At 59.8% G+C, this 17,554-nt stretch carries 19 protein-coding genes; 1 reads left to right on the top strand and 18 read right to left on the bottom strand.

Annotated features, from left to right (window positions below; genetic code table 11):
• Positions 1–182: 182 nt before the first annotated feature.
• The 12 genes from AC2FLD_RS05220 to AC2FLD_RS05165 form a co-directional block, all read right to left on the bottom strand.
• A complete protein-coding gene (locus AC2FLD_RS05220) occupies positions 183–602 on the bottom strand; it encodes a hypothetical protein (protein ID WP_496667803.1) in 420 nt (139 codons plus the stop codon).
• On the bottom strand, positions 589–1,923 hold the full coding sequence (gene ftsA / locus AC2FLD_RS05215; RefSeq protein ID WP_050603019.1) for a cell division protein FtsA: 1,335 nt from the start codon (positions 1,921–1,923) through the stop codon (positions 589–591). The genes AC2FLD_RS05220 and ftsA overlap by 14 nt, the downstream gene beginning before the upstream one ends.
• 8 nt (positions 1,924–1,931) lie before the next feature.
• A complete protein-coding gene (locus tag AC2FLD_RS05210; RefSeq protein ID WP_496667802.1) occupies positions 1,932–2,939 on the bottom strand; it encodes a cell division protein FtsQ/DivIB in 1,008 nt (335 codons plus the stop codon).
• Complete coding sequence (locus AC2FLD_RS05205; protein ID WP_496667801.1) at positions 2,927–3,844, bottom strand: D-alanine--D-alanine ligase; 918 nt, start codon at positions 3,842–3,844, stop codon at positions 2,927–2,929. Before AC2FLD_RS05205 ends, AC2FLD_RS05210 begins: the two co-directional genes overlap by 13 nt.
• 109 nt (positions 3,845–3,953) lie before the next feature.
• Positions 3,954–4,880 (bottom strand): UDP-N-acetylmuramate dehydrogenase, encoded by a 927-nt coding sequence (murB, locus tag AC2FLD_RS05200; RefSeq protein ID WP_496667800.1) that lies wholly within the window; start codon positions 4,878–4,880, stop codon positions 3,954–3,956.
• Positions 4,877–5,170: a hypothetical protein gene (locus tag AC2FLD_RS05195; protein WP_050602836.1), complete on the bottom strand. Its 294-nt coding sequence runs from the start codon at positions 5,168–5,170 to the stop codon at positions 4,877–4,879. Before AC2FLD_RS05195 ends, murB begins: the two co-directional genes overlap by 4 nt.
• 21 nt (positions 5,171–5,191) lie before the next feature.
• The gene (locus AC2FLD_RS05190; protein WP_050602837.1) at positions 5,192–5,458 is read right to left on the bottom strand and encodes a DUF2484 family protein; all 267 of its coding nucleotides are present in this window, start codon (positions 5,456–5,458) and stop codon (positions 5,192–5,194) included.
• The gene (locus tag AC2FLD_RS05185; protein ID WP_050602838.1) at positions 5,455–5,703 is read right to left on the bottom strand and encodes a DUF2484 family protein; all 249 of its coding nucleotides are present in this window, start codon (positions 5,701–5,703) and stop codon (positions 5,455–5,457) included. The genes AC2FLD_RS05190 and AC2FLD_RS05185 overlap by 4 nt, the downstream gene beginning before the upstream one ends.
• Before the next feature lie 74 nt (positions 5,704–5,777).
• A complete protein-coding gene (gene murC / locus AC2FLD_RS05180; RefSeq protein ID WP_496667799.1) occupies positions 5,778–7,187 on the bottom strand; it encodes a UDP-N-acetylmuramate--L-alanine ligase in 1,410 nt (469 codons plus the stop codon).
• Entirely contained in the window at positions 7,184–8,281 is a 1,098-nt protein-coding gene (locus AC2FLD_RS05175) for a UDP-N-acetylglucosamine--N-acetylmuramyl-(pentapeptide) pyrophosphoryl-undecaprenol N-acetylglucosamine transferase (RefSeq protein ID WP_496667798.1), read from the bottom strand. Before AC2FLD_RS05175 ends, murC begins: the two co-directional genes overlap by 4 nt.
• Positions 8,281–9,444 carry a putative lipid II flippase FtsW gene (gene ftsW, locus AC2FLD_RS05170; protein ID WP_050602841.1) on the bottom strand — a complete coding sequence of 388 codons (1,164 nt, stop codon included), beginning with the start codon at positions 9,442–9,444 and terminating at the stop codon, positions 8,281–8,283. Before ftsW ends, AC2FLD_RS05175 begins: the two co-directional genes overlap by 1 nt.
• A gap of 166 nt (positions 9,445–9,610) precedes the next feature.
• Positions 9,611–9,907 (bottom strand): putative quinol monooxygenase, encoded by a 297-nt coding sequence (locus tag AC2FLD_RS05165; RefSeq protein ID WP_496667797.1) that lies wholly within the window; start codon positions 9,905–9,907, stop codon positions 9,611–9,613.
• A 145-nt stretch (positions 9,908–10,052) separates the two neighbouring features.
• Between AC2FLD_RS05165 and AC2FLD_RS05160 the strand changes: the two genes are divergently transcribed.
• Positions 10,053–11,234, top strand: a complete 1,182-nt coding sequence (locus tag AC2FLD_RS05160) for a BaiN/RdsA family NAD(P)/FAD-dependent oxidoreductase (RefSeq protein ID WP_496667991.1) — start codon at positions 10,053–10,055, stop codon at positions 11,232–11,234.
• 50 nt (positions 11,235–11,284) lie between these two features.
• Here AC2FLD_RS05160 and AC2FLD_RS05155 read toward each other — a convergent pair whose 3' ends face one another.
• The 6 genes from AC2FLD_RS05155 to AC2FLD_RS05130 form a co-directional block, all read right to left on the bottom strand.
• Complete coding sequence (locus AC2FLD_RS05155) at positions 11,285–11,659, bottom strand: glycine zipper family protein (protein WP_253276814.1); 375 nt, start codon at positions 11,657–11,659, stop codon at positions 11,285–11,287.
• 112 nt (positions 11,660–11,771) lie between these two features.
• Positions 11,772–13,166, bottom strand: a complete 1,395-nt coding sequence (gene murD / locus AC2FLD_RS05150) for a UDP-N-acetylmuramoyl-L-alanine--D-glutamate ligase (protein ID WP_496667796.1) — start codon at positions 13,164–13,166, stop codon at positions 11,772–11,774.
• Positions 13,167–13,170: 4 nt separating this feature from the next.
• Positions 13,171–13,512 carry a hypothetical protein gene (locus AC2FLD_RS05145; protein WP_496667795.1) on the bottom strand — a complete coding sequence of 114 codons (342 nt, stop codon included), beginning with the start codon at positions 13,510–13,512 and terminating at the stop codon, positions 13,171–13,173.
• A 14-nt stretch (positions 13,513–13,526) separates the two neighbouring features.
• The gene (gene mraY / locus AC2FLD_RS05140) at positions 13,527–14,609 is read right to left on the bottom strand and encodes a phospho-N-acetylmuramoyl-pentapeptide-transferase (protein WP_050602846.1); all 1,083 of its coding nucleotides are present in this window, start codon (positions 14,607–14,609) and stop codon (positions 13,527–13,529) included.
• Between the two features lie 36 nt (positions 14,610–14,645).
• Positions 14,646–16,040, bottom strand: a complete 1,395-nt coding sequence (locus tag AC2FLD_RS05135) for a UDP-N-acetylmuramoyl-tripeptide--D-alanyl-D-alanine ligase (protein WP_496667794.1) — start codon at positions 16,038–16,040, stop codon at positions 14,646–14,648.
• Complete coding sequence (locus AC2FLD_RS05130) at positions 16,037–17,536, bottom strand: UDP-N-acetylmuramoyl-L-alanyl-D-glutamate--2,6-diaminopimelate ligase (protein WP_496667793.1); 1,500 nt, start codon at positions 17,534–17,536, stop codon at positions 16,037–16,039. The genes AC2FLD_RS05135 and AC2FLD_RS05130 overlap by 4 nt, the downstream gene beginning before the upstream one ends.
• Positions 17,537–17,554 lie beyond the last annotated feature (18 nt).

The raw sequence follows: 17,554 nt of genomic DNA, 5'->3' as shown, positions 1-17,554 counted from the left end.
ATGTAGCGGAAACATCGGCGATCATCACAAGACACCCGACAGGCCGCGAAGGTTTTGCTACCCTTCACGCTCTGATAGATCGTCATTCACACTGCGGAAAACTGCTCAGGTCCTGCCGCGAGACCTCTGACGGGCCTTGTGGATATCTTGAGGGATAAATCGTCCTGCCGCAACCGGATTTTTCAACTGGTCGGGGCATTTGGGCAGTTCAAGCTGCTTTCCGTAATGCTGCGCACTTCTTGAATCTCTCCGTCCACGAAGGAGGCGAGCCGCACCATCAGGCGGTCTTCGTGCAAGAAGGGCCACCAACAGACAGGAATTCCATCCGGGTCGTTGTCATAGAGAAAGCAGATCTGACCGTTTTGCGTGGTAATTTGCCCATAAACACAGCCACGCCCTTCTTCCCGCCAAACCGAGACGTGGCGGTTCAGAAATTGCTCGGTCCCGACCAGTTCTCCACTGCGAATCTCATAAAACATAAGTGTTTTGCCAACAGCCGCATCCAGAAATGCGTCCGGCGTGATCATGCTCTGGGCCATGGCCCAACCGGGCAGCAGGGCAACGCTCAGCGCGGCCCCTCGCAGATGTTTACCAATTATCACGAAACCACCGCACGGCGCGCTTGAACGGGCGCGCAGCATAGGTGTCGACGGGGATCTCGAAGTCCCACCATTCATCCTGCGGGTGGGCCGCAAACAGGCTGAGACCCACGGCAGAGGAAAACGCAGGGCCCGTTGCCGATTGCGGCAGGCCATGTACACGCAGCGGGCGTCCCAGGCGCACGCGCTGCCCCAGAATGCGGGTGGCAAGCCCGTCCAGCCCCATGATCTGACTGCCGCCCCCGGTCAGAACGATCTGTTGGCTTGGCATATGTTCAAACCCGGCGGCATCCAGCCGCACGCGGACTTCTTCCAGAATTTCTTCGACGCGCGGACGCATGATGCCGATCAGCTCGGCCCGGCTGACAGTGCGACGGTCATGTTCCCAATCGCCCGTGTCGCCACCAATGTCGATCATGTCCCGGTCATCGGCCCCGGTTGCGTGAACGCCCCCATTGAAGGTTTTTATCCGTTCGGCCACTGCCGCTGGCACACCCAGACCCATCGAAATGTCGCTGGTCACATGATCGCCGCCCATGCCGACGCAATCCGCGTAGATCATGTGTTTTTTCATGAAGATCGACACGCTGGTGGTGCCACCGCCCATATCGATACAGGCTGCGCCAAGCTCTTGTTCATCTTCGACCAACGCTGAAACGCCCGAGACATAGGCCGAGTTGGCAATGCCTGCCAGCTCAAGGTCACAGCGCTTGATACAGCGCACGATGTTCTGGATCGCCGTCGCATCGACAGTCAGCATATGCATGTCGACCGCAAGGCTTTGGCCCATCTGTCCGCGCGGATCAATCAGGCCAGAACGGTTGTCCAGCGCAAAGTTCACTGGTTGCGCATGCAGTACTTCGCGTCCTTCGCCGTAATCGGGCACGTCACAGGCGTTCAAAACGCGTCCAACCTCGGCCTCGGACACAAGCTGACCGTCAAGGTCCACCTGCGCGTCCAACCCGTATGAGCGAGGGTTGGCCCCCGAGAAACAGGCAATCACGTGATCAACACGGATATCGGCCATTTTCTGCGCCGCCTGCAGCGCAGTGCGAATGGCGCGTTCGGTTTCCTGCATGGCGGTGACTTCGCCAAATTGCACTCCGCGAGAGCGCGTGGTCGCCGCTCCGATGACGCGGAACCCAGTCTGACCGGCCATCGAGCCGATGGTGTTGTCTTCACTCAGTCGGCCAGTGCCGTCAAAACGCAAAACAAGGCAGGCAATTTTGGAACTGCCCACGTCCAGAATGGCGATCACACCGCGTTGCAAAGCCTGCCGCCGCATCTGCCGCATGGCACGTTGGGACTGATAAAGATCGGTCATCATAGTCGTTACTGCCCGTTACTCACATTCACTTTTGTATTCCACCAGTCTTCGCTGGCGGCTTTGGTCATTCGGATGGTTGGACGCTGGCCAAGGCGCATATCCACCACGGCCACGTCGCGTTCCAGAAGGTCCTGCACTTCGTTCACAGCAAGCACGCGCTCCAGCGCGCGCACCGGGCGGTCGGTCGGCAGCATGATGCGCTGACCGCGGTCCAGAACCAGATCCCAGCGCCGCTCGCCCACACGTACAAGCCCGCGCACGCGATTGCCCAGGCTGCGCGAAGTCCGGAAGAGCTCGAGCGCTTCAGCCACATGGGCATCCGCGCCCCTGCCCGCAATCAACGGCAGGTCAACATGATCCTTGCGCGAGGGGGTTTCCTTGACATGGGCTCCGGTTTCATCCAGCAGTTCCAACCCATCGCGGGTGCGCCAGACGATCACGGGTTGCCGCTCGACCACATCCACTTGCAGGATGCCGCCCGGGCGGATGCGCACGGTTGCGGATTTCACCGGGTCCAGCCCAGTGATCGTGTCGCGCATATGCTCGACGTCCAGATCCCAGGAACTGATCGGGAAATCCAGAGGCACGACCTCGCGAATATCCTCGGACAGGCTGGTCCCTGCCCCATCGATGGCCATCAGATTGACCATGAATTCGGGGCGGTCCTGAATCGAGGTGCGGATATCGGCGGCAAAGGCCATGACAGCCTCGCGGCGCTCTTCCGAGGCGAAGTAAAGCCCAACGGCTGCCGCAACGGCGCAGAGCGGCAGGCCCACTTTGACGCCCATGCGAATGCCCGGCGTCAGCATCCATCGCTGGAGCCGATAGCTGAGACGCGAAGGCGCCGGATCGCTGCGGCGCGCAGTGCGTGAAAACACCCGTGCCCCACGCAGGCGCAAAAGCGGCTCGGTCTCATGCGGTTCTGTGTCCGCCGAGGCGAAATCAGCATCCGGCCCCGAAAGGGGTTTGGACCGATGGATTTCCAACGAACGGCTGGCGGTCAGCGGTCGCATGTGGCGTCCTCCACCATCCAGGCGCAAAGCTGGCCGAATGTCATGCCCAGATGGGCGGCCTGTTCCGGGGCCAGCGATGTAGGCGTCATGCCGGGTTGAGTGTTGGTCTCCAGCAGAAACAGACCATCAGCGCCCATGCTGTCATCCCACCGAAAATCGGTACGGCTGACGCCCTTACATCCCAGGGCGTCATGCGCCCGCCCTGCGTAGTCCATGCAGCGGTCGAAGATGTCTTGCGGGATATCAGCGGGCAGCACATGCCAAGACCCGCCGGGCTTGTACTTGGCATCATAATCGTACCAACCGCCATCAATCATGATCTCGGTCACGGTCAGGGCGCGGTCGCCCATCACGGTCACGGTCAGTTCGCGCCCTGCCACGTATTTTTCGACCATGATCTGATCGGGCATGTCTTCAGACAATTGCGGCGGGCCGTTAGCGTTTTCGTGCACGATGTAGATGCCGACGCTGGAGCCTTCGTTGTTCGGCTTGGCCACGTAAGGCGGTTCCAGCACGTGCGCTTCGATCACTGCAGTTTTCGGAACGATCACACTGGGAACTACGGGCAGCCCTACGGCCTGATACACTTCCTTGCTACGCTGTTTGTCCATCGCCAGGGCCGAGGCCAGCACGCCAGAGTGCGTATAGGGAATCCGCATCCATTCCAGCAGACCCTGCACACAACCGTCTTCACCCCAGCGGCCATGCAGGGCATTGAAAACCACATCCGGCTTGATGTCCAAAAGGCGCGCATAGAGGTCGGGACCTGCGTCCAGCTCGACCACTTCAAAACCTTCTCCCACAAGGGCGGCTGCGCATTCGCGCCCAGAACTGAGAGACACCTCGCGTTCCGCCGAGGGTCCACCCATCAATACCACCACTTTGGGGTTTGTCCTGCTCGACATACCCAACGTGCGCCTCAATGTCCCCGGACCTTATGTCTTGGTCCGTACTGCGTTTATGCCTTTGATCCGTCGCCTGAATTTGCCTGTTATTGGTCTGACGGTTGGGGCTTTATTCTTTCAGCGGATCTCCGACCCGCATGATTTCCCACTCTAGCGTGATGCCGCTTGTTTCGTAAACCTTTTTTCGCACTTCTTCACCCAGACCCTCAAGGTCAGCTGCGGTGGCGGTGCCGGTATTGATCAGGAAATTCGAGTGTTTGGGACTCATCTGCGCACCGCCAAGCGTCGCGCCACGCATCCCTGCATCGTCGATCACTTTCCACGCCTTAAGATCATGCACGTCATCCGCCTGACCCGTCGAGGAAAACCCCGCCGGGTTGCGAAAGGTCGACCCTGCGCTGCGGTCCTTGGTCGGCTGGGTTTCGTCGCGCTTTTTCAGCTGCGCTTCCATGCGGGCATGGAGGTCTTCGGGATTGCCCGACGGGCCTTCAAACGTGGCGGAAACTAACACTGCTCCTTCCGGCAGGTCTGTTTGTCGATAGCGGAAATTCAGGTCACCCGGCGTGAGGTTCAGAACCTCACCGCACCTTGTGACAATGGTGGCCTTTTGCAGCACATCCGCCGTGTAGCTGCCATAGCATCCCGCGTTCATCCGCACTGCCCCACCGATCGAGCCGGGAATGGTCCTCAGAAACGTAAGGTCCACCCCCGCATCCGCTGCCTTGCGTGCCACATGGGCATCCAGCGCGGCAGACCCGGCCGTGACGGTGGTTCCGTCGACCTCAATCCTGTTGAACCCGCGCCCCAACCGGATCACCACCGCGCGCAGGCCACCATCCCGCACGATCAGGTTCGAACCAACCCCCATTGGGAAGACAGGAACATCTGACGGAAGATCTCGCAGAAACGCCTGCAGGTCTTCGAGGTCGGCAGGTTGGAACAGGTAGTCCGCCGGGCCGCCAACACGCAGCCAGGTGAGGTCGTTCAGCGGGCGTGCCGAGTTCAGGCGCCCCCGAACTTCAGGCAGGTTGCTCATGCGTTTGACTTTGCGGCCAGCCCGCGCCCGCCAACGCCGCCGGCGATCACAGCAAGCAGGAAGGGCAGGACCGAGCCGGTCAGCCAGACGAAGGGTCCGAATGCCTGTTCCTCTTCACCTGTTCCGACGCCCGCCAGCATTACGATCAGCACCAAGGCACCAGCCGAGGTCAGGCCGATGAGCCATAACAAACCCCTGATTCCGATCCAACGCCCGGCAACAAACCCGGCAACAGCGCCAAGGATCAAAGAAATGAGCGGCAGATAAGCGAAAGTGGCGATGTCGACCATGGAGCCTCCTGAAAACGACCGTTACTTACTGGCCGCCTTCATGCCCTGCATTTTTGTCTTTGTCCAACGGGTCAGGTAAATCATCGGCCAGCGCAGCATGGACATGCCCATCCCCAGCACCAACAGGCCGATCCACGGGCCGTGCTGGTATGTGACATAGCCCAGGATCGGGATTCCCACGGCGATCAGGATGTAAGCCCGTGTCCAGTGGTTATCCTTGCTGGGGATCATCGCAAGGATATTGGCAGACAAGCCCCAAAGAGCGGCCAGAGCGAGGGACCAGCTCATTCTGCCACCTCTCGGCCCGTCCATTTGCGCCAGTAATAGCGGATCGGGTTGCGGAACATCGACACGAAGCCACCAAAGGCAAGAACAGACCAAACCCAGCCATGGCCATATCCCAACCAAACGATCAGAACCGGCGCGCAGATCAAAAGGACGATCCCCGGAGGGAATTGCAGCCGCATCGGCAGCATCGCCACAACGGTCGCACAGATCACCCAGAGGGCCGCAAAGATTACGGAATAATCCATTTCCCCTCCTAAGGTCGGTGATGGCGGGTAGCAGGTTGGTTCACCCTATGGTTGCACACCAATGGACCGGAATGTCAAACAGCTTGTTTTCTTAACAGTCTCTCGGGCAGAGCATTGGCCCAGGCGCTGATCGTACCGGCCCCGAGGCAAACGACCATGTCTCCTGGACGGGCCTGTTCCCGCACCAAACGCTCAAGATCGTTTTCGTCCAACAGCGCCCGTGCGTGGCGGTGGCCATGGCGGATCAACCCCTGCACCAGATCGTCGCGGGAGGCCCCTTCGATCGGCTCTTCACCAGCCGCGAAGATTTCAGCGATGGCCACGACATCGGCGTCGTTAAAGCAGGTGCAGAAATCGTCGAACAGGTTGGACAGACGTGAGTAGCGGTGAGGTTGGTGAACAGCGATGACGCGGCCTTCGGTCGCTTGGCGCGCAGCCTTTAGGACAGCTGCGATTTCGACCGGATGATGGCCGTAGTCATCGATGATGGTGACACCGTCAACTTCTCCAACCTTGGTGAAGCGCCGATTGACCCCGCCAAAATTGGCCAGGGCCTCGCGAATCTCAGTCGCTTTCATACCCAGATGGCGCGCAACGGCCACAGCAGACAGCGCGTTCGAGACGTTATGATCACCGGGCATCGGCAGGGTGCAGCCTTCGATCACCTTGTCTTCGTATTGCAGGTGAATGTCGAAATGGGCGACACCGCCCTTGTAGGTCAGGTTTTCCGCCCGCACGTCGGCCTGTGCGTTGAACCCATAGGTGCGCACGCGGCGGTCGGCGATACGACCAACCAGAGCCTGAACCTCGGCATGGTCAGTGCAGCAGACAGCGAGGCCATAGAATGGCAGGTTCGAAACAAACTCGTGGAAACCGTCCCGCAATCTGTCGAAATCGCCCCAGTGCTCCATATGCTCGGGGTCGATATTGGTGACGATGGCGATGGTGGCGGGCAGACGGTTGAACGAGCCGTCAGACTCGTCCGCCTCAACCACCATCCATTCGCCCTGCCCCATGCGTGCATTCGAGCCATAGGCGTGGATGATGCCGCCATTGATTACAGTCGGGTCGAAATCCCCCGCCACCATGAGTTCCGCCATCATCGTGGTTGTGGTGGTCTTGCCGTGCGTGCCGGCAATGGCGATGTTCGAGCGCAAGCGCATCAATTCGGCCAGCATGTCGGCCCGGCGAACGACGGGCAGCCCTTGCGCGCGCGCTTCATCCAGTTCCGGGTTGCCCGGTTTGATCGCGGTCGAGACGACCACAACGGCGGCGTTTTCCAGGTTTTCGGCCCGTTGCCCGACAAAAATCTCTGCGCCCAAACCTGCCAAGCGGTCGGTGATCTTGGAAGTCTTGAGGTCCGAGCCCTGCACCCGGTACCCCAAATTGAGAAGAACCTCGGCGATCCCGGACATCCCGATCCCTCCGATCCCAACAAAGTGAATCGGTCCTACGTCTTGCGGCAGTTTGGTTGCAGGATTCATGCGGTCTCCTTCTGCACCAGTTGTTCGACAAGATGCACCAGACGCTCGGTCGCGTCGGCGGCACCGGTCGAAAGGGCGGCATGGGCCATTTTCTGTGCGGCTTCGGGGTTGGTCAGAACCGTGGTGATTTGCTGCGTCAATGCGTGAACGTCAAGGGCGTTTTCGGGGACCATGATCGCACCGCCAGCCTGTACCAGTCCGCGCGCATTGGCGGTTTGGTGATCTCCGGCGGCGGCGGCAAACGGGACCAGGATCGAAGGTCGCCCAATGACAGAGATATCGGCAACACTGGACGCGCCCGAGCGCGAGATCACCAACTGTGCATCCGACATGCGACGGGGCACGTCAGCGAAAAAGGTCTGAACTTCGGCGCGAATGCCATGATCATTGTAGAACGCTGTGACGCGCGCACTGTCCTCATCCCGCGCCTGATGCGAAACACGGATGTGGTTACGGATGTTTTCAGGCAAGGCGGCAATGGCCTCGGGCACCACGTCGCTCAGGATACGCGCGCCTTGTGAGCCCCCCATGACCAAAATCGACATCGGGTAGTCGCCGGGCGGGATGTATCCGGCGGCAGCGCGGTCCAGTACGGCGGCGCGCACCGGGTTGCCGGTGTGGACGCCCTGTGCCCCTTCGGGCAAGTCCGTTGGCCAGACACCGCATGCAACCTGCGCAACTCGGGTGGCGAAAAGCTTGTTCACACGGCCCAACACACCGTTCTGTTCGTGGATCATGCGTGGGATCTTTAGCAGTGTTGCCGCGCCCAACGCAGGGATCGACGGATACCCGCCAAACCCAACAACCACGTCGGGCTTATCACGCATCATCTGGAACGCCATGCTGGTTACACCGCCCACGATCTTTGGGCCGACCAGCGCCTTGGCTGCCAAACCGCCGCGCGCGAAGGTAGCCGAGGACACCTCGGTAATCTCGGTCGCATCCGGGAAGCCACCTGTATAACGCGCACCGCGTGGATCGGTGGACAGGCGCACCCGCCAGCCCTTCTGCAGCAAAGCCTCGGCCAAGGCCTGAGCGGGGAACATGTGGCCCCCGGTTCCGCCAGCCGCAATCAACAGGTAAGGGCTCCCCATTATCCTCGTCCGCGTAAAATATCGCCAAGTTCGCCTTGAGGGCGGGTTCGGGTGAAGGCCAGTAACATGCCAATGGCAATGCCGCCCGCAATCAGGGACGACCCGCCATAGCTGACAAACGGCAACGTCATGCCCTTGGCGGGCAACAGGCGCACGGCGACACCCATATTGATCATCGCCTGAACCCCAAACATGCAGGCCAGACCAGTGCCTGCCAGTCGGATGAACATGTCGCGTTCGCGCATCAGGCGAAGCAGAGACCGCACCACGATCAGTGAGTACACCGCAATGATGATCAGCACCAGGATCAGGCCATATTCCTCGGCCGCAACCGCAATGATGAAGTCGGTATGGGCATCGGGCAGAGACCATTTCACCTGCCCCTCACCCACGCCAACACCGAACAGCCCGCCTTCGCGGATGGCATTGGTGGCATAGCCCAACTGGGTGGTCGGATCGACCTCTTGGTTCAGGAAGCCATCGATGCGGCGGGCGAAGTGTTCGGAGTTTGAATAGGCAAACATACCGCCCAATACGACCGCCCCTGCCATGCCGACGAGCAGAAGCATCGGGGCCCCCGCCACAAAATACATCACACCCCAACCGAACAGGATCAGGCAGGCCTGACCGAAATCGGGCTGCATCACCAGCATCCCGACAATCGCCATACACAGTGCAAAGGACCAAATCCGCCCCGGAGGGCCGTTAATCTGTTGCGAGGCAGCCAACAGCCACGCGGCCACGACAATGAAACCGGGCTTCAAGAACTCGGACGGCTGCAGCGAGGCGAAGCCCAGCGAATACCAGCGCACTGCGCCCTTACCAAAGTCGGTCCCGAAGACCGGCAGAAAGACCAGTGCCACAAATGACGCCAGAAACCCAAGAACGGCCAAACGCCGCACCAAGGTCGGAGACATCATCGATGTCAGCAACATCGCGATCAGCGCCAATCCGCCGAAGATGGCCTGACGCTCGACATAATGGAAAGGATCGAACCCGTTGCGCCCAGCCAGCGGAGGGGATGAGGCCAGCCCCAGCAACAACCCGATGGTAAAAAGAATCAGAACGCAGGACATCGTCCAGCGATCAATTGTACGCCACCACTTCGGTAGAATCGGTTCTCCGCGCTGGTCCTGGACCGCGCCATACACCATCTCAGTCATGAGATACCGCCACTCTCTGCCTCGTTCACGTCCCGTTTTCGGGATCTGATTGAGAGTTTACAGGGTATTTTGCGTTTGGGCTAGTAGGATGACAGAGCCATTGCCAAAATTACCCCCAGGAGCAATGATCTGAAAACTGGCAATTGAACTTCAACAGAGTCTTGGATCACGAACCAACAAGATCGTAGTGCTTGATGGTTCTGGCTTCGACCAGTTCAGCTTCAGCGGGATCGATATGCGGGCTTGTGTAATCCTCGCCGACGAATGCTTTCAGCGCGTCCAGGCTGTTCCAAACCATGACAAAACTGAATTCGCGCGGCGAATCCGAGCGCGGCGCGCCCGGCAGAACCTGCACGATACCTTCGGTGTTTTGCATCAGGGGTATCGCGGTCTCGCGGAAGAATTTCGAGAATTCGGCCTCTTTACCGGGTCGCACCGTGACTTGGAAAATGCGCATGATCATTGCGGGACGCTCCTATGCAATAGACAGATTTGGGGTCCTTCGTGAAACGAGTTTACCACAAGGTTGTCGCTTCTGATGAACTGACGCCGGGTCTGCCAGTGTGCTGCCTCTTGCCATCCGAACCAATCCAAGCCATCCCCCGCCCATGACCTATGACACGATCATCCTTGGCGCCGGGGCAGCCGGCATGATGTGCGCGGCCCATTGCGGCGGACGCGTGCTGGTGATCGATCACGCCAAGGCACCGGGTGAGAAAATTCGCATCTCGGGCGGTGGGCGCTGCAACTTTACCAATATGTATGCGGGGCCCGGCAACTTCCTGTCGCAGAACCCGCATTTCTGCAAATCCGCGTTGGCGCGCTATACCCAATGGGACTTCATCGATCTGGTCGATCGGCACAACATCGCATGGCACGAGAAAACTTTGGGGCAATTGTTCTGCGACGGGTCTTCGAAACAGATCATCCAGATGTTGCTGGACGAGATGGGCAATGCAGGAGCCGAGCTGTGGGTGCAGACCTCGCTAAGGGATCTTCGCAAACAGGAAGGCGGATTTGCGCTGGAGGTAGAACGTGAGGGACAACGCCAACACCTGACCTGTGCCAATCTGGTGCTGGCCACGGGCGGCAAATCAATCCCCAAGATGGGCGCGACCGGGTTGGCCTATGACATTGCCGGGCAGTTCGGCTTGCGCATGACCGATACGCGCGCCGCGCTGGTACCGTTCACCTTTTCGGATGGTCGGTTCAAGGACCTGTCCGGTGTTTCCCTGGCCGCTCGTCTGTCAAACGACCGCACCAGCTTTGACGAGGCGCTGCTGTTCACGCATCGCGGCCTGAGCGGGCCGTCGGTGTTGCAGCTGTCGTCTTACTGGAACGAAGGCGAAACGATCCGGGTGAACCTGATCCCCGAACTGCCGCTGTTCGACCTTCTGCGAACCCAACGACAGAGCGCGGGCCGCAAGGCGTTGACAACAGAGCTGGCGCGCCACTTGCCTGCGCGTCTAGTCGACCATCTTCGTCAGGTCATTCCCATGTCCGGGAACCTGGCCGACCAATCGGACACAAAACTGTCTGCATTGGCTGCGTCTTTGGCGGACTGGCGGCTGGTGCCGTCAGGAACCGAAGGGTATCGCACGGCTGAGGTGACACTGGGCGGGATCGACACCGACGACCTGTCCTCAAAAACGATGGAGGCCAAGGATGCCCCTGGCCTCTATGCGATTGGCGAAGCGGTGGATGTCACCGGCTGGTTGGGCGGCTACAATTTCCAGTGGGCATGGTCCTCGGGCCATGCTGCTGGTATTGCCATTGCCGCCAAAAGCTAAACGACACTTCCGATAGCGCGGCCTTAGCCGACACCTGAGATCGCGCGGCCTTAGCCGACGACGTTATACCCGCGACCGCGCATACAGTTGCGCACGATGACTTCTTTGTTCTGGTTCTTGTTGATCACGTCCGCACCGGCACCCACAAGCGCGCCTGCAACAGCTGCACGACCCAGATTGTCGCTGCTGTCCTGAACGATTCCGGTGACGGCAGCCGCACCCGCCGCACCGATGGCAGCGTTCCCAGCCGTGGATCCATCAACGGACGCCTGCGACGCGGCCAGTTGCTGACACTGCTGCAGATCAACATTGTAGTTCGGACCAATTGGACCATCGACAATAGGTTGGTAATTGGCACCGGTGTTGGTGCACGCCCCAGCCACCAGGATGGCAGGCAGGATCATAGAAAGTTTACGAAATGGCATAGTCATGACCTCGTTTTGAAACTCTGCAAGGCAAAAACCAATAATCATGGCGCGTCAAGCTGATAGACCGCCAGCTTCCCTCAACCGGCGGTCATTTGCAACCAGAGGTCGGCTACACCCTTTTTCGAACCTCGGTGACAAAGTCATCACCGCGCTGTTCGAAGTTGTCATACTGATCGAAGCTGGCCGCTGCCGGCGCCAGCAACACGGTGTCACCCGCTTCGGCATCCTTCATCGCCTGCGACACGGCGGCCTCCATCGTGGTACAAACCTGCGCGTCAGCATCAAGCTGCATCGCAAAACCAGCCGCTTCGCGACCAATCACATAAGCCTTGATGACCCGGTCCGCTGCCGCGTTCAGGGCTGAGATACCGCCCTCTTTCTCAAGCCCACCGCAAATCCAACGGATATTCTTGAACGCGGTCAGCGCTTTCAAAGCGCTGTCGACATTGGTCGCCTTGGAGTCGTTGACGTAAGTGACCCCATCCGCCTCGGCAATGATCTGGCTGCGGTGTGGTAGGCCCGGATAGGAGTGCAGCGCATCCTCGATCACGCGCGGGGCAAGGCCCAGCGAGCGGCAGGCGGCATAAGCAGCACAAGCGTTCTGATGGTTATGCGCACCCGGCAGGCCCTTGATCATGCGCAGGTCGATTGAGCCTGCCTGCCGCCCTTTGCGGTATTCCGACAGGAAGCCCTTGCGGGCAAAAACCTGCCAACCCGGACCGGTCAGTTTGCGCGCGACCGAGACACGGATCACCCGGTCATCCGCTGGCCCTTCGGCCAGTTGTCCCGCCAGAAATGCGCCCTCGGTTTCGTCAATGCCGATGATCGCACGATCCGGTCCGCCTTCGGCAAAGAGGCGCCGTTTGGCCGCGAAGTAGCCCCCCATCCCACCATGACGGTCCAGATGGTCGGGCGAGAGATTGGTAAACACCGCCACATCGGGGGTCAGCGCGCGGGCCAGTTCCGTCTGATAGCTGGAAAGTTCCAGCACCACGACCGACCCGTTACCGCCCGGATCGATATCCAGAACCCCGCGCCCGATATTGCCTGCCAACTGCGCCTCGCGCCCCGCCTCGGTCAGAATGTGATGGATCAGCGCGGCAGTGGTTGATTTTCCATTCGATCCCGTCACCGCGATCACGCGCGGAGGCGTGTCGTAGTTGTTCCATTCCGACCCCGCGAACGAACGGAAGAACAGGCCGATGTCATTGTCCACCGGCACGCCTGCGTCCAAGGCTGCGGCCACCACGAGGTTCGGTTCAGGATAGAGATGTGGAATGCCCGGTGAGACGATCAGCGACGCGATGTCGTCAAACGCCCCATGCTTTCGCAGGTCAGCGCAGATGAAGCCTTCTTCCTCGGCGGTATCACGGGCCGCTGGGTTGTCATCCCAGCAGACCGGTTCTGCCCCACCTGCGTGCAAGGCGCGAGCTGTGGCCAAGCCGGACCGGCCCAGCCCCAGAACGGCCACTTTTTGTCCTGAAAAGCCTTTGACCGGGATCATTTGTTCAAGACCCGTGATATCTGGTGCAGACAATTGCAAAGGTCGCAATCACAAAAACGGAAACAAGAAGAAGTCTCCGACCGAAGTAATTAATAAAGTGGTTCTCAAGGCTTTTACCTTGTGTGATCGCTTTCAGAAGACTGTCATATGCATAAGCAGCAACTGTCAACGTGCACATGGCAAATACGACACCGCAAACAAAGTGCAGAGCACCCAGTTTCGAAAACTCAGCTTTCTCAAAAAACCAGAGCGTCGCCAAGGCAAGACCGAACGTGCCGCCAAATCCACGGAAAAAATTCGCAATCCGGCCTTCGTCTCTGGTGGAGTCTGTGAAATCGAGGTGCATTCAATGGCTCCTTCTTAGCGCACTTTCAGCGTTGCCAGACCGATCATCGCCAGGATCAGCGAGATGATCCAGAAGCGGATTACGATAGTTGGCTCGGCCCAACCTTTTTTCTCATAGTGGTGATGGATCGGGGCCATCAGAAAGACCCGCTTTCCGGTGCGCTTGAAGTAGAGAACCTGAATGATCACGCTCAGCGCCTCGACCACGAACAGACCTCCGACCACGGCCAGAACCAGCTCGTGCTTGGTGGCCACGGCGATTGCGCCCAAGGCGCCGCCCAAGGCCAGCGATCCGGTGTCGCCCATGAACACCGCCGCGGGTGGGGCGTTGTACCACAAAAAGCCCAAACCGCCTCCGAACAGGGCAGCCGTGAAAATCAGAATCTCGCCGGTTCCAGGCACGTAGTGCACGTCTAGATATTCGGTGAAGTCAACGCGCCCGACCGCATAAGCAATGATCCCAAGGGTCGTCGCGGCAATCATCGCGGGCATGATGGCCAGCCCATCCAGACCGTCGGTCAGGTTCACCGCATTGGCGGCCCCCACGATCACGACGACCGTGAACGGGATGTAGAAAAGTCCCAGATTGACCAGAGTGTCCTTGAACACCGGCACCGCCAGTTGGTTCTGAAGTGCTTCAGGATGATGCAGCGACGCCCAGAGCGAGGCCAGAACTGCAATAATGACGCCCAGTGCCAGACGCATCTTGCCCGAAACGCCCTTGGTATTCTGTTTCGACACTTTGGCGTAATCATCCGCAAATCCGATAGCCGCATAAGCCAAGGTCACAAACAGCACCATCCAGACATAAGGATTGTCCCAACGCGCCCAGATCAGGGTCGACGTCACCAGCGCGCCGACAATCAGCAGCCCGCCCATGGTTGGCGTACCTGCCTTGGAAAAATGCCCTTCGGGACCGTCGTCGCGGATCGGCTGTCCTTTGCCTTGTTTCTTTCGCAGCACATTAATCAGGGGTTTTCCGAACAGGAACCCAAAGATCAACGCCGTCATGAAGGCACCGCCAGCGCGGAAGGTGATATAGCGGAAGAGGTTCCAGAAATCCCCACCGTCCGACAGGGCGGTCAACCAATACAGCATGACAATACCTTTCTTACACGCGGCGTCTGGGCGCGATCACCCATCAAGCGCGCTCCCTTGCCCCATTTTGCGCAGACCGTCAACAATTGCAGCCAATGTCATGCTGAGAGAGCCTTTTGCCAGCACCGTGTCGCCATCGCGGATCAGTGCGGGCAAGTGTTCGGTCATCTCAGCACTGGTTTCGAACCAGAGCCCGCGTTTGTCATCGGGTAGCGCTTGGTGCAGGGCCTGCATCAGCGGTCCAATGCAATGTACCTGATCCACCTGTGCCATGGCTGCAGCGTCCGCCATCGCGGCGTGCATCACCTCTTCTTGCGGGCCCAGTTCTTTCATATCGCCCAGAAATGCGATGCGACGGGTACCTTGCGAGGCGGCCAAGACATCCAGCGCGGCCTCCATCGAGGTTGGGTTGGCGTTATAGCTGTCATCCAGAAGTTCGATCTGACCACCCCCGGACAGCGGCAAGCTTTCGCGTACACCGCGACCCTTGACCGGCGACCACGCACGCAGACCCGAAATGGCTTGATCCAGATCGACACCCAGTTCCACGCATGCCGCCAGAGCCCCAAGCGCGTTCATGGCAAAATGGGTACCGGCAGAGTTGACCTCAAAGCGGATGAGTTGATCGCCGACCACTGCCTGGGCGTTCACTGTGTTGGCCCCTTGCTGCACATCAGTCAGCCGGTATTCTGCTGCATTGCAGCCGAAATCGACGATCCCGGCCCCGTGATCCTGCGCAGTCTGACGCAGGATGTCAGCGTGTTCTATATCTGCGTTGACGATCGCGGCTCCGCCGGGTTCCAACCCCTCGAAGATCGCCGCTTTCTCATGAGCGATGCCTGCGACGGACTCGAAGGCTTCCAAGTGCACCGCAGCCACGGTTGTGACCAGCGCCACGTGCGGTCGGGCCTGTTTTGCCAGCGGGGCAATCTCGCCTGGGTGGTTCATGCCGATCTCGATCACGGCAAACTCAGTATCACGCGGCATCCGCGCCAAAGTCAGCGGTACGCCCCAATGGTTGTTATAGCTGTCCACGCTGGCGTGGGTTTTGCTTTGTGTTTCGAGGATCGTCGCCAGCATTTCCTTGGTCGAGGTCTTGCCGACGCTGCCCGTCACACCCAAAACGCGCGCATCAGTTCTAGCTCGTGCCGCCTGCCCCAACGCTTCAAGACCGGCCTGCACGTCATCAACCTTCAGCAGAGGCGCCCCATCCGGGACATCTTTGGGAATGTGAGAAACCAGCGCCGCCCCTGCGCCTTTTTCCAGTGCCTGCGCCACAAAATCATGACCGTCCCGCGCGGCTTTCAGCGCCACGAACAAATCGCCGGGCTGGATTGTGCGCGTATCAATGGACACACCATTGGCAATCCAGTCACTTGTAGCCTGACCGCCAGTAGCCTCAGCGGCCTCGGATGCTGTCCAGAGCGTCATGCGACCCTCCCGTCCAGCGCGGCGACCGAGATGCTGGCCTGTTCAACGTCATCAAAAGGCAGAACCTGATCCCCGACGATCTGGCCGGTTTCATGTCCCTTACCAGCAATCAGCAGCGCATCGCCCGGTTGCAGCGCGTCGATGCCGCGTAAAATAGCCTCGGCGCGGTCGCCAACCTCAGTCACACTGGCCTGATCTGCGGCCTCAAGCGCACCTTCCATGACGGCCGCACGGATGGCGGCAGGGTCTTCACTGCGCGGGTTGTCATCGGTGACAAACACCACATCAGCATGGTTGGCCGCCGCCTTGCCCATCAAAGGTCGTTTCGTGGCGTCTCGATCCCCGCCTGCCCCGACTATAGCGATCAGTCGCCCCATCACATGCGGGCGCAGCGCCTTGAGGGCGGTGGCCACGGCGTCGGGCGTGTGGGCGTAATCCACAAAAACCGTTGCACCATTATCGCGCGTTGCGGCCAGTTGCATCCGCCCCCGCACGGTCGTCAGATGCGGCAGGGTTTCAAAAACCTGCTCTGGGCTGTCGCCTGCGGCGATGACCAGCGCGCAGGCCAGCAGGATGTTTTCCGCCTGGAACCCACCGATCAGGTTCAGGCGGGTCTGGAACGTTCGGCCCTGCCAGGAAAACCGCAGGTCCTGCCCGGTGGCGTCAAACCGTTGATTGATCAGGCATAAATCGGCGTCACCCAAACCAACGGTCAGAACCGATTGACCCCGAGATTTTGCGACCCGCTGGACTTGAGCGCCTTTGGGGTCGCTCAGATTGATCACCGCTGTACCATCTTGCGACAACACACGGTCGAACAGACCGGCCTTGGCGGCGAAATACGCCTCGAAGGTTTCGTGATAGTCCAGATGGTCTTGAGTGAAGTTGGAAAACCCTGCGGCTGTCAGGTGCACACCATCCAGACGGCGCTGTTCCAGACCATGGGACGAAGCCTCCATCGCGGCGTGGGTCACGCCATTCTCAGCCGCCTCTGCCAGACAGCGATGCAGGGTGATCGGCTCGGGTGTGGTGTGGGCCAGCGGCGCGGTCCAGGCTCCCTCGACCCCGGTGGTGCCAAGATTCACGGCGGCATGGCCCAGCTCGGCCCAGATTTGGCGCACAAACGTGGAAACAGAGGTTTTACCATTGGTCCCGGTAACAGCGACGATGGTCCGCGGTTGTGCGCCAAACCACAATGCGGCTGCCCCGGCCAGCGCTTGACGCGGGTCTTCAACCACTACCAGTGCCGCGCCTGATTCATCCAGCTCGGCCTCAGCTATCGCGGCCCCTTCGGCATCGGTCAGGATCGCAGCGGCCCCCATGCGCAGGGCAAACTGGATGAACTCGCCGCCATGAACGCGCGTGCCGGGAAGGGCCGCAAACAGGAAGCCGTCTTTCACCTCGCGGCTGTCGACGGCCAGACCTGTAATGCCGGGGTTTGCGCCCCCGCGTGCAGTCAGGGCCAGTTGGTTAAGTTTCTTTGTCCTTGTGCCCATGACCCACCTCTTGCCGGA

The sequence above is a fragment of the Ruegeria sp. CDSA021 genome (assembly GCF_059612325.1).
This window is presented reverse-complemented; position numbering and strand designations above follow the sequence as displayed.

Bases quoted from the DNA above. Each gene is read 5' to 3' on its own strand.
- AC2FLD_RS05165 (WP_496667797.1), bottom strand. From the start codon at position 9,907: ATGATCATGCGCATTTTCCAAGTCACGGTGCGACCCGGTAAAGAGGCC.
- ftsW (WP_050602841.1), bottom strand. From the start codon at position 9,444: ATGACTGAGATGGTGTATGGCGCGGTCCAGGACCAGCGCGGAGAACCG.
- AC2FLD_RS05205 (WP_496667801.1), bottom strand. From the start codon at position 3,844: ATGTCGAGCAGGACAAACCCCAAAGTGGTGGTATTGATGGGTGGACCC.
- AC2FLD_RS05155 (WP_253276814.1), bottom strand. From the start codon at position 11,659: ATGCCATTTCGTAAACTTTCTATGATCCTGCCTGCCATCCTGGTGGCT.
- ftsA (WP_050603019.1), bottom strand. From the start codon at position 1,923: ATGACCGATCTTTATCAGTCCCAACGTGCCATGCGGCAGATGCGGCGG.
- AC2FLD_RS05145 (WP_496667795.1), bottom strand. From the start codon at position 13,512: ATGCACCTCGATTTCACAGACTCCACCAGAGACGAAGGCCGGATTGCG.
- murD (WP_496667796.1), bottom strand. From the start codon at position 13,166: ATGATCCCGGTCAAAGGCTTTTCAGGACAAAAAGTGGCCGTTCTGGGG.
- AC2FLD_RS05130 (WP_496667793.1), bottom strand. From the start codon at position 17,536: ATGGGCACAAGGACAAAGAAACTTAACCAACTGGCCCTGACTGCACGC.
- AC2FLD_RS05195 (WP_050602836.1), bottom strand. From the start codon at position 5,170: ATGGTCGACATCGCCACTTTCGCTTATCTGCCGCTCATTTCTTTGATC.
- AC2FLD_RS05175 (WP_496667798.1), bottom strand. From the start codon at position 8,281: ATGGGGAGCCCTTACCTGTTGATTGCGGCTGGCGGAACCGGGGGCCAC.
- AC2FLD_RS05190 (WP_050602837.1), bottom strand. From the start codon at position 5,458: ATGAGCTGGTCCCTCGCTCTGGCCGCTCTTTGGGGCTTGTCTGCCAAT.
- AC2FLD_RS05135 (WP_496667794.1), bottom strand. From the start codon at position 16,040: ATGACGCTCTGGACAGCATCCGAGGCCGCTGAGGCTACTGGCGGTCAG.
- mraY (WP_050602846.1), bottom strand. From the start codon at position 14,609: ATGCTGTATTGGTTGACCGCCCTGTCGGACGGTGGGGATTTCTGGAAC.
- AC2FLD_RS05210 (WP_496667802.1), bottom strand. From the start codon at position 2,939: ATGCGACCGCTGACCGCCAGCCGTTCGTTGGAAATCCATCGGTCCAAA.
- AC2FLD_RS05185 (WP_050602838.1), bottom strand. From the start codon at position 5,703: ATGGATTATTCCGTAATCTTTGCGGCCCTCTGGGTGATCTGTGCGACC.
- AC2FLD_RS05160 (WP_496667991.1), top strand. From the start codon at position 10,053: ATGACCTATGACACGATCATCCTTGGCGCCGGGGCAGCCGGCATGATG.
- murC (WP_496667799.1), bottom strand. From the start codon at position 7,187: ATGAATCCTGCAACCAAACTGCCGCAAGACGTAGGACCGATTCACTTT.
- murB (WP_496667800.1), bottom strand. From the start codon at position 4,880: ATGAGCAACCTGCCTGAAGTTCGGGGGCGCCTGAACTCGGCACGCCCG.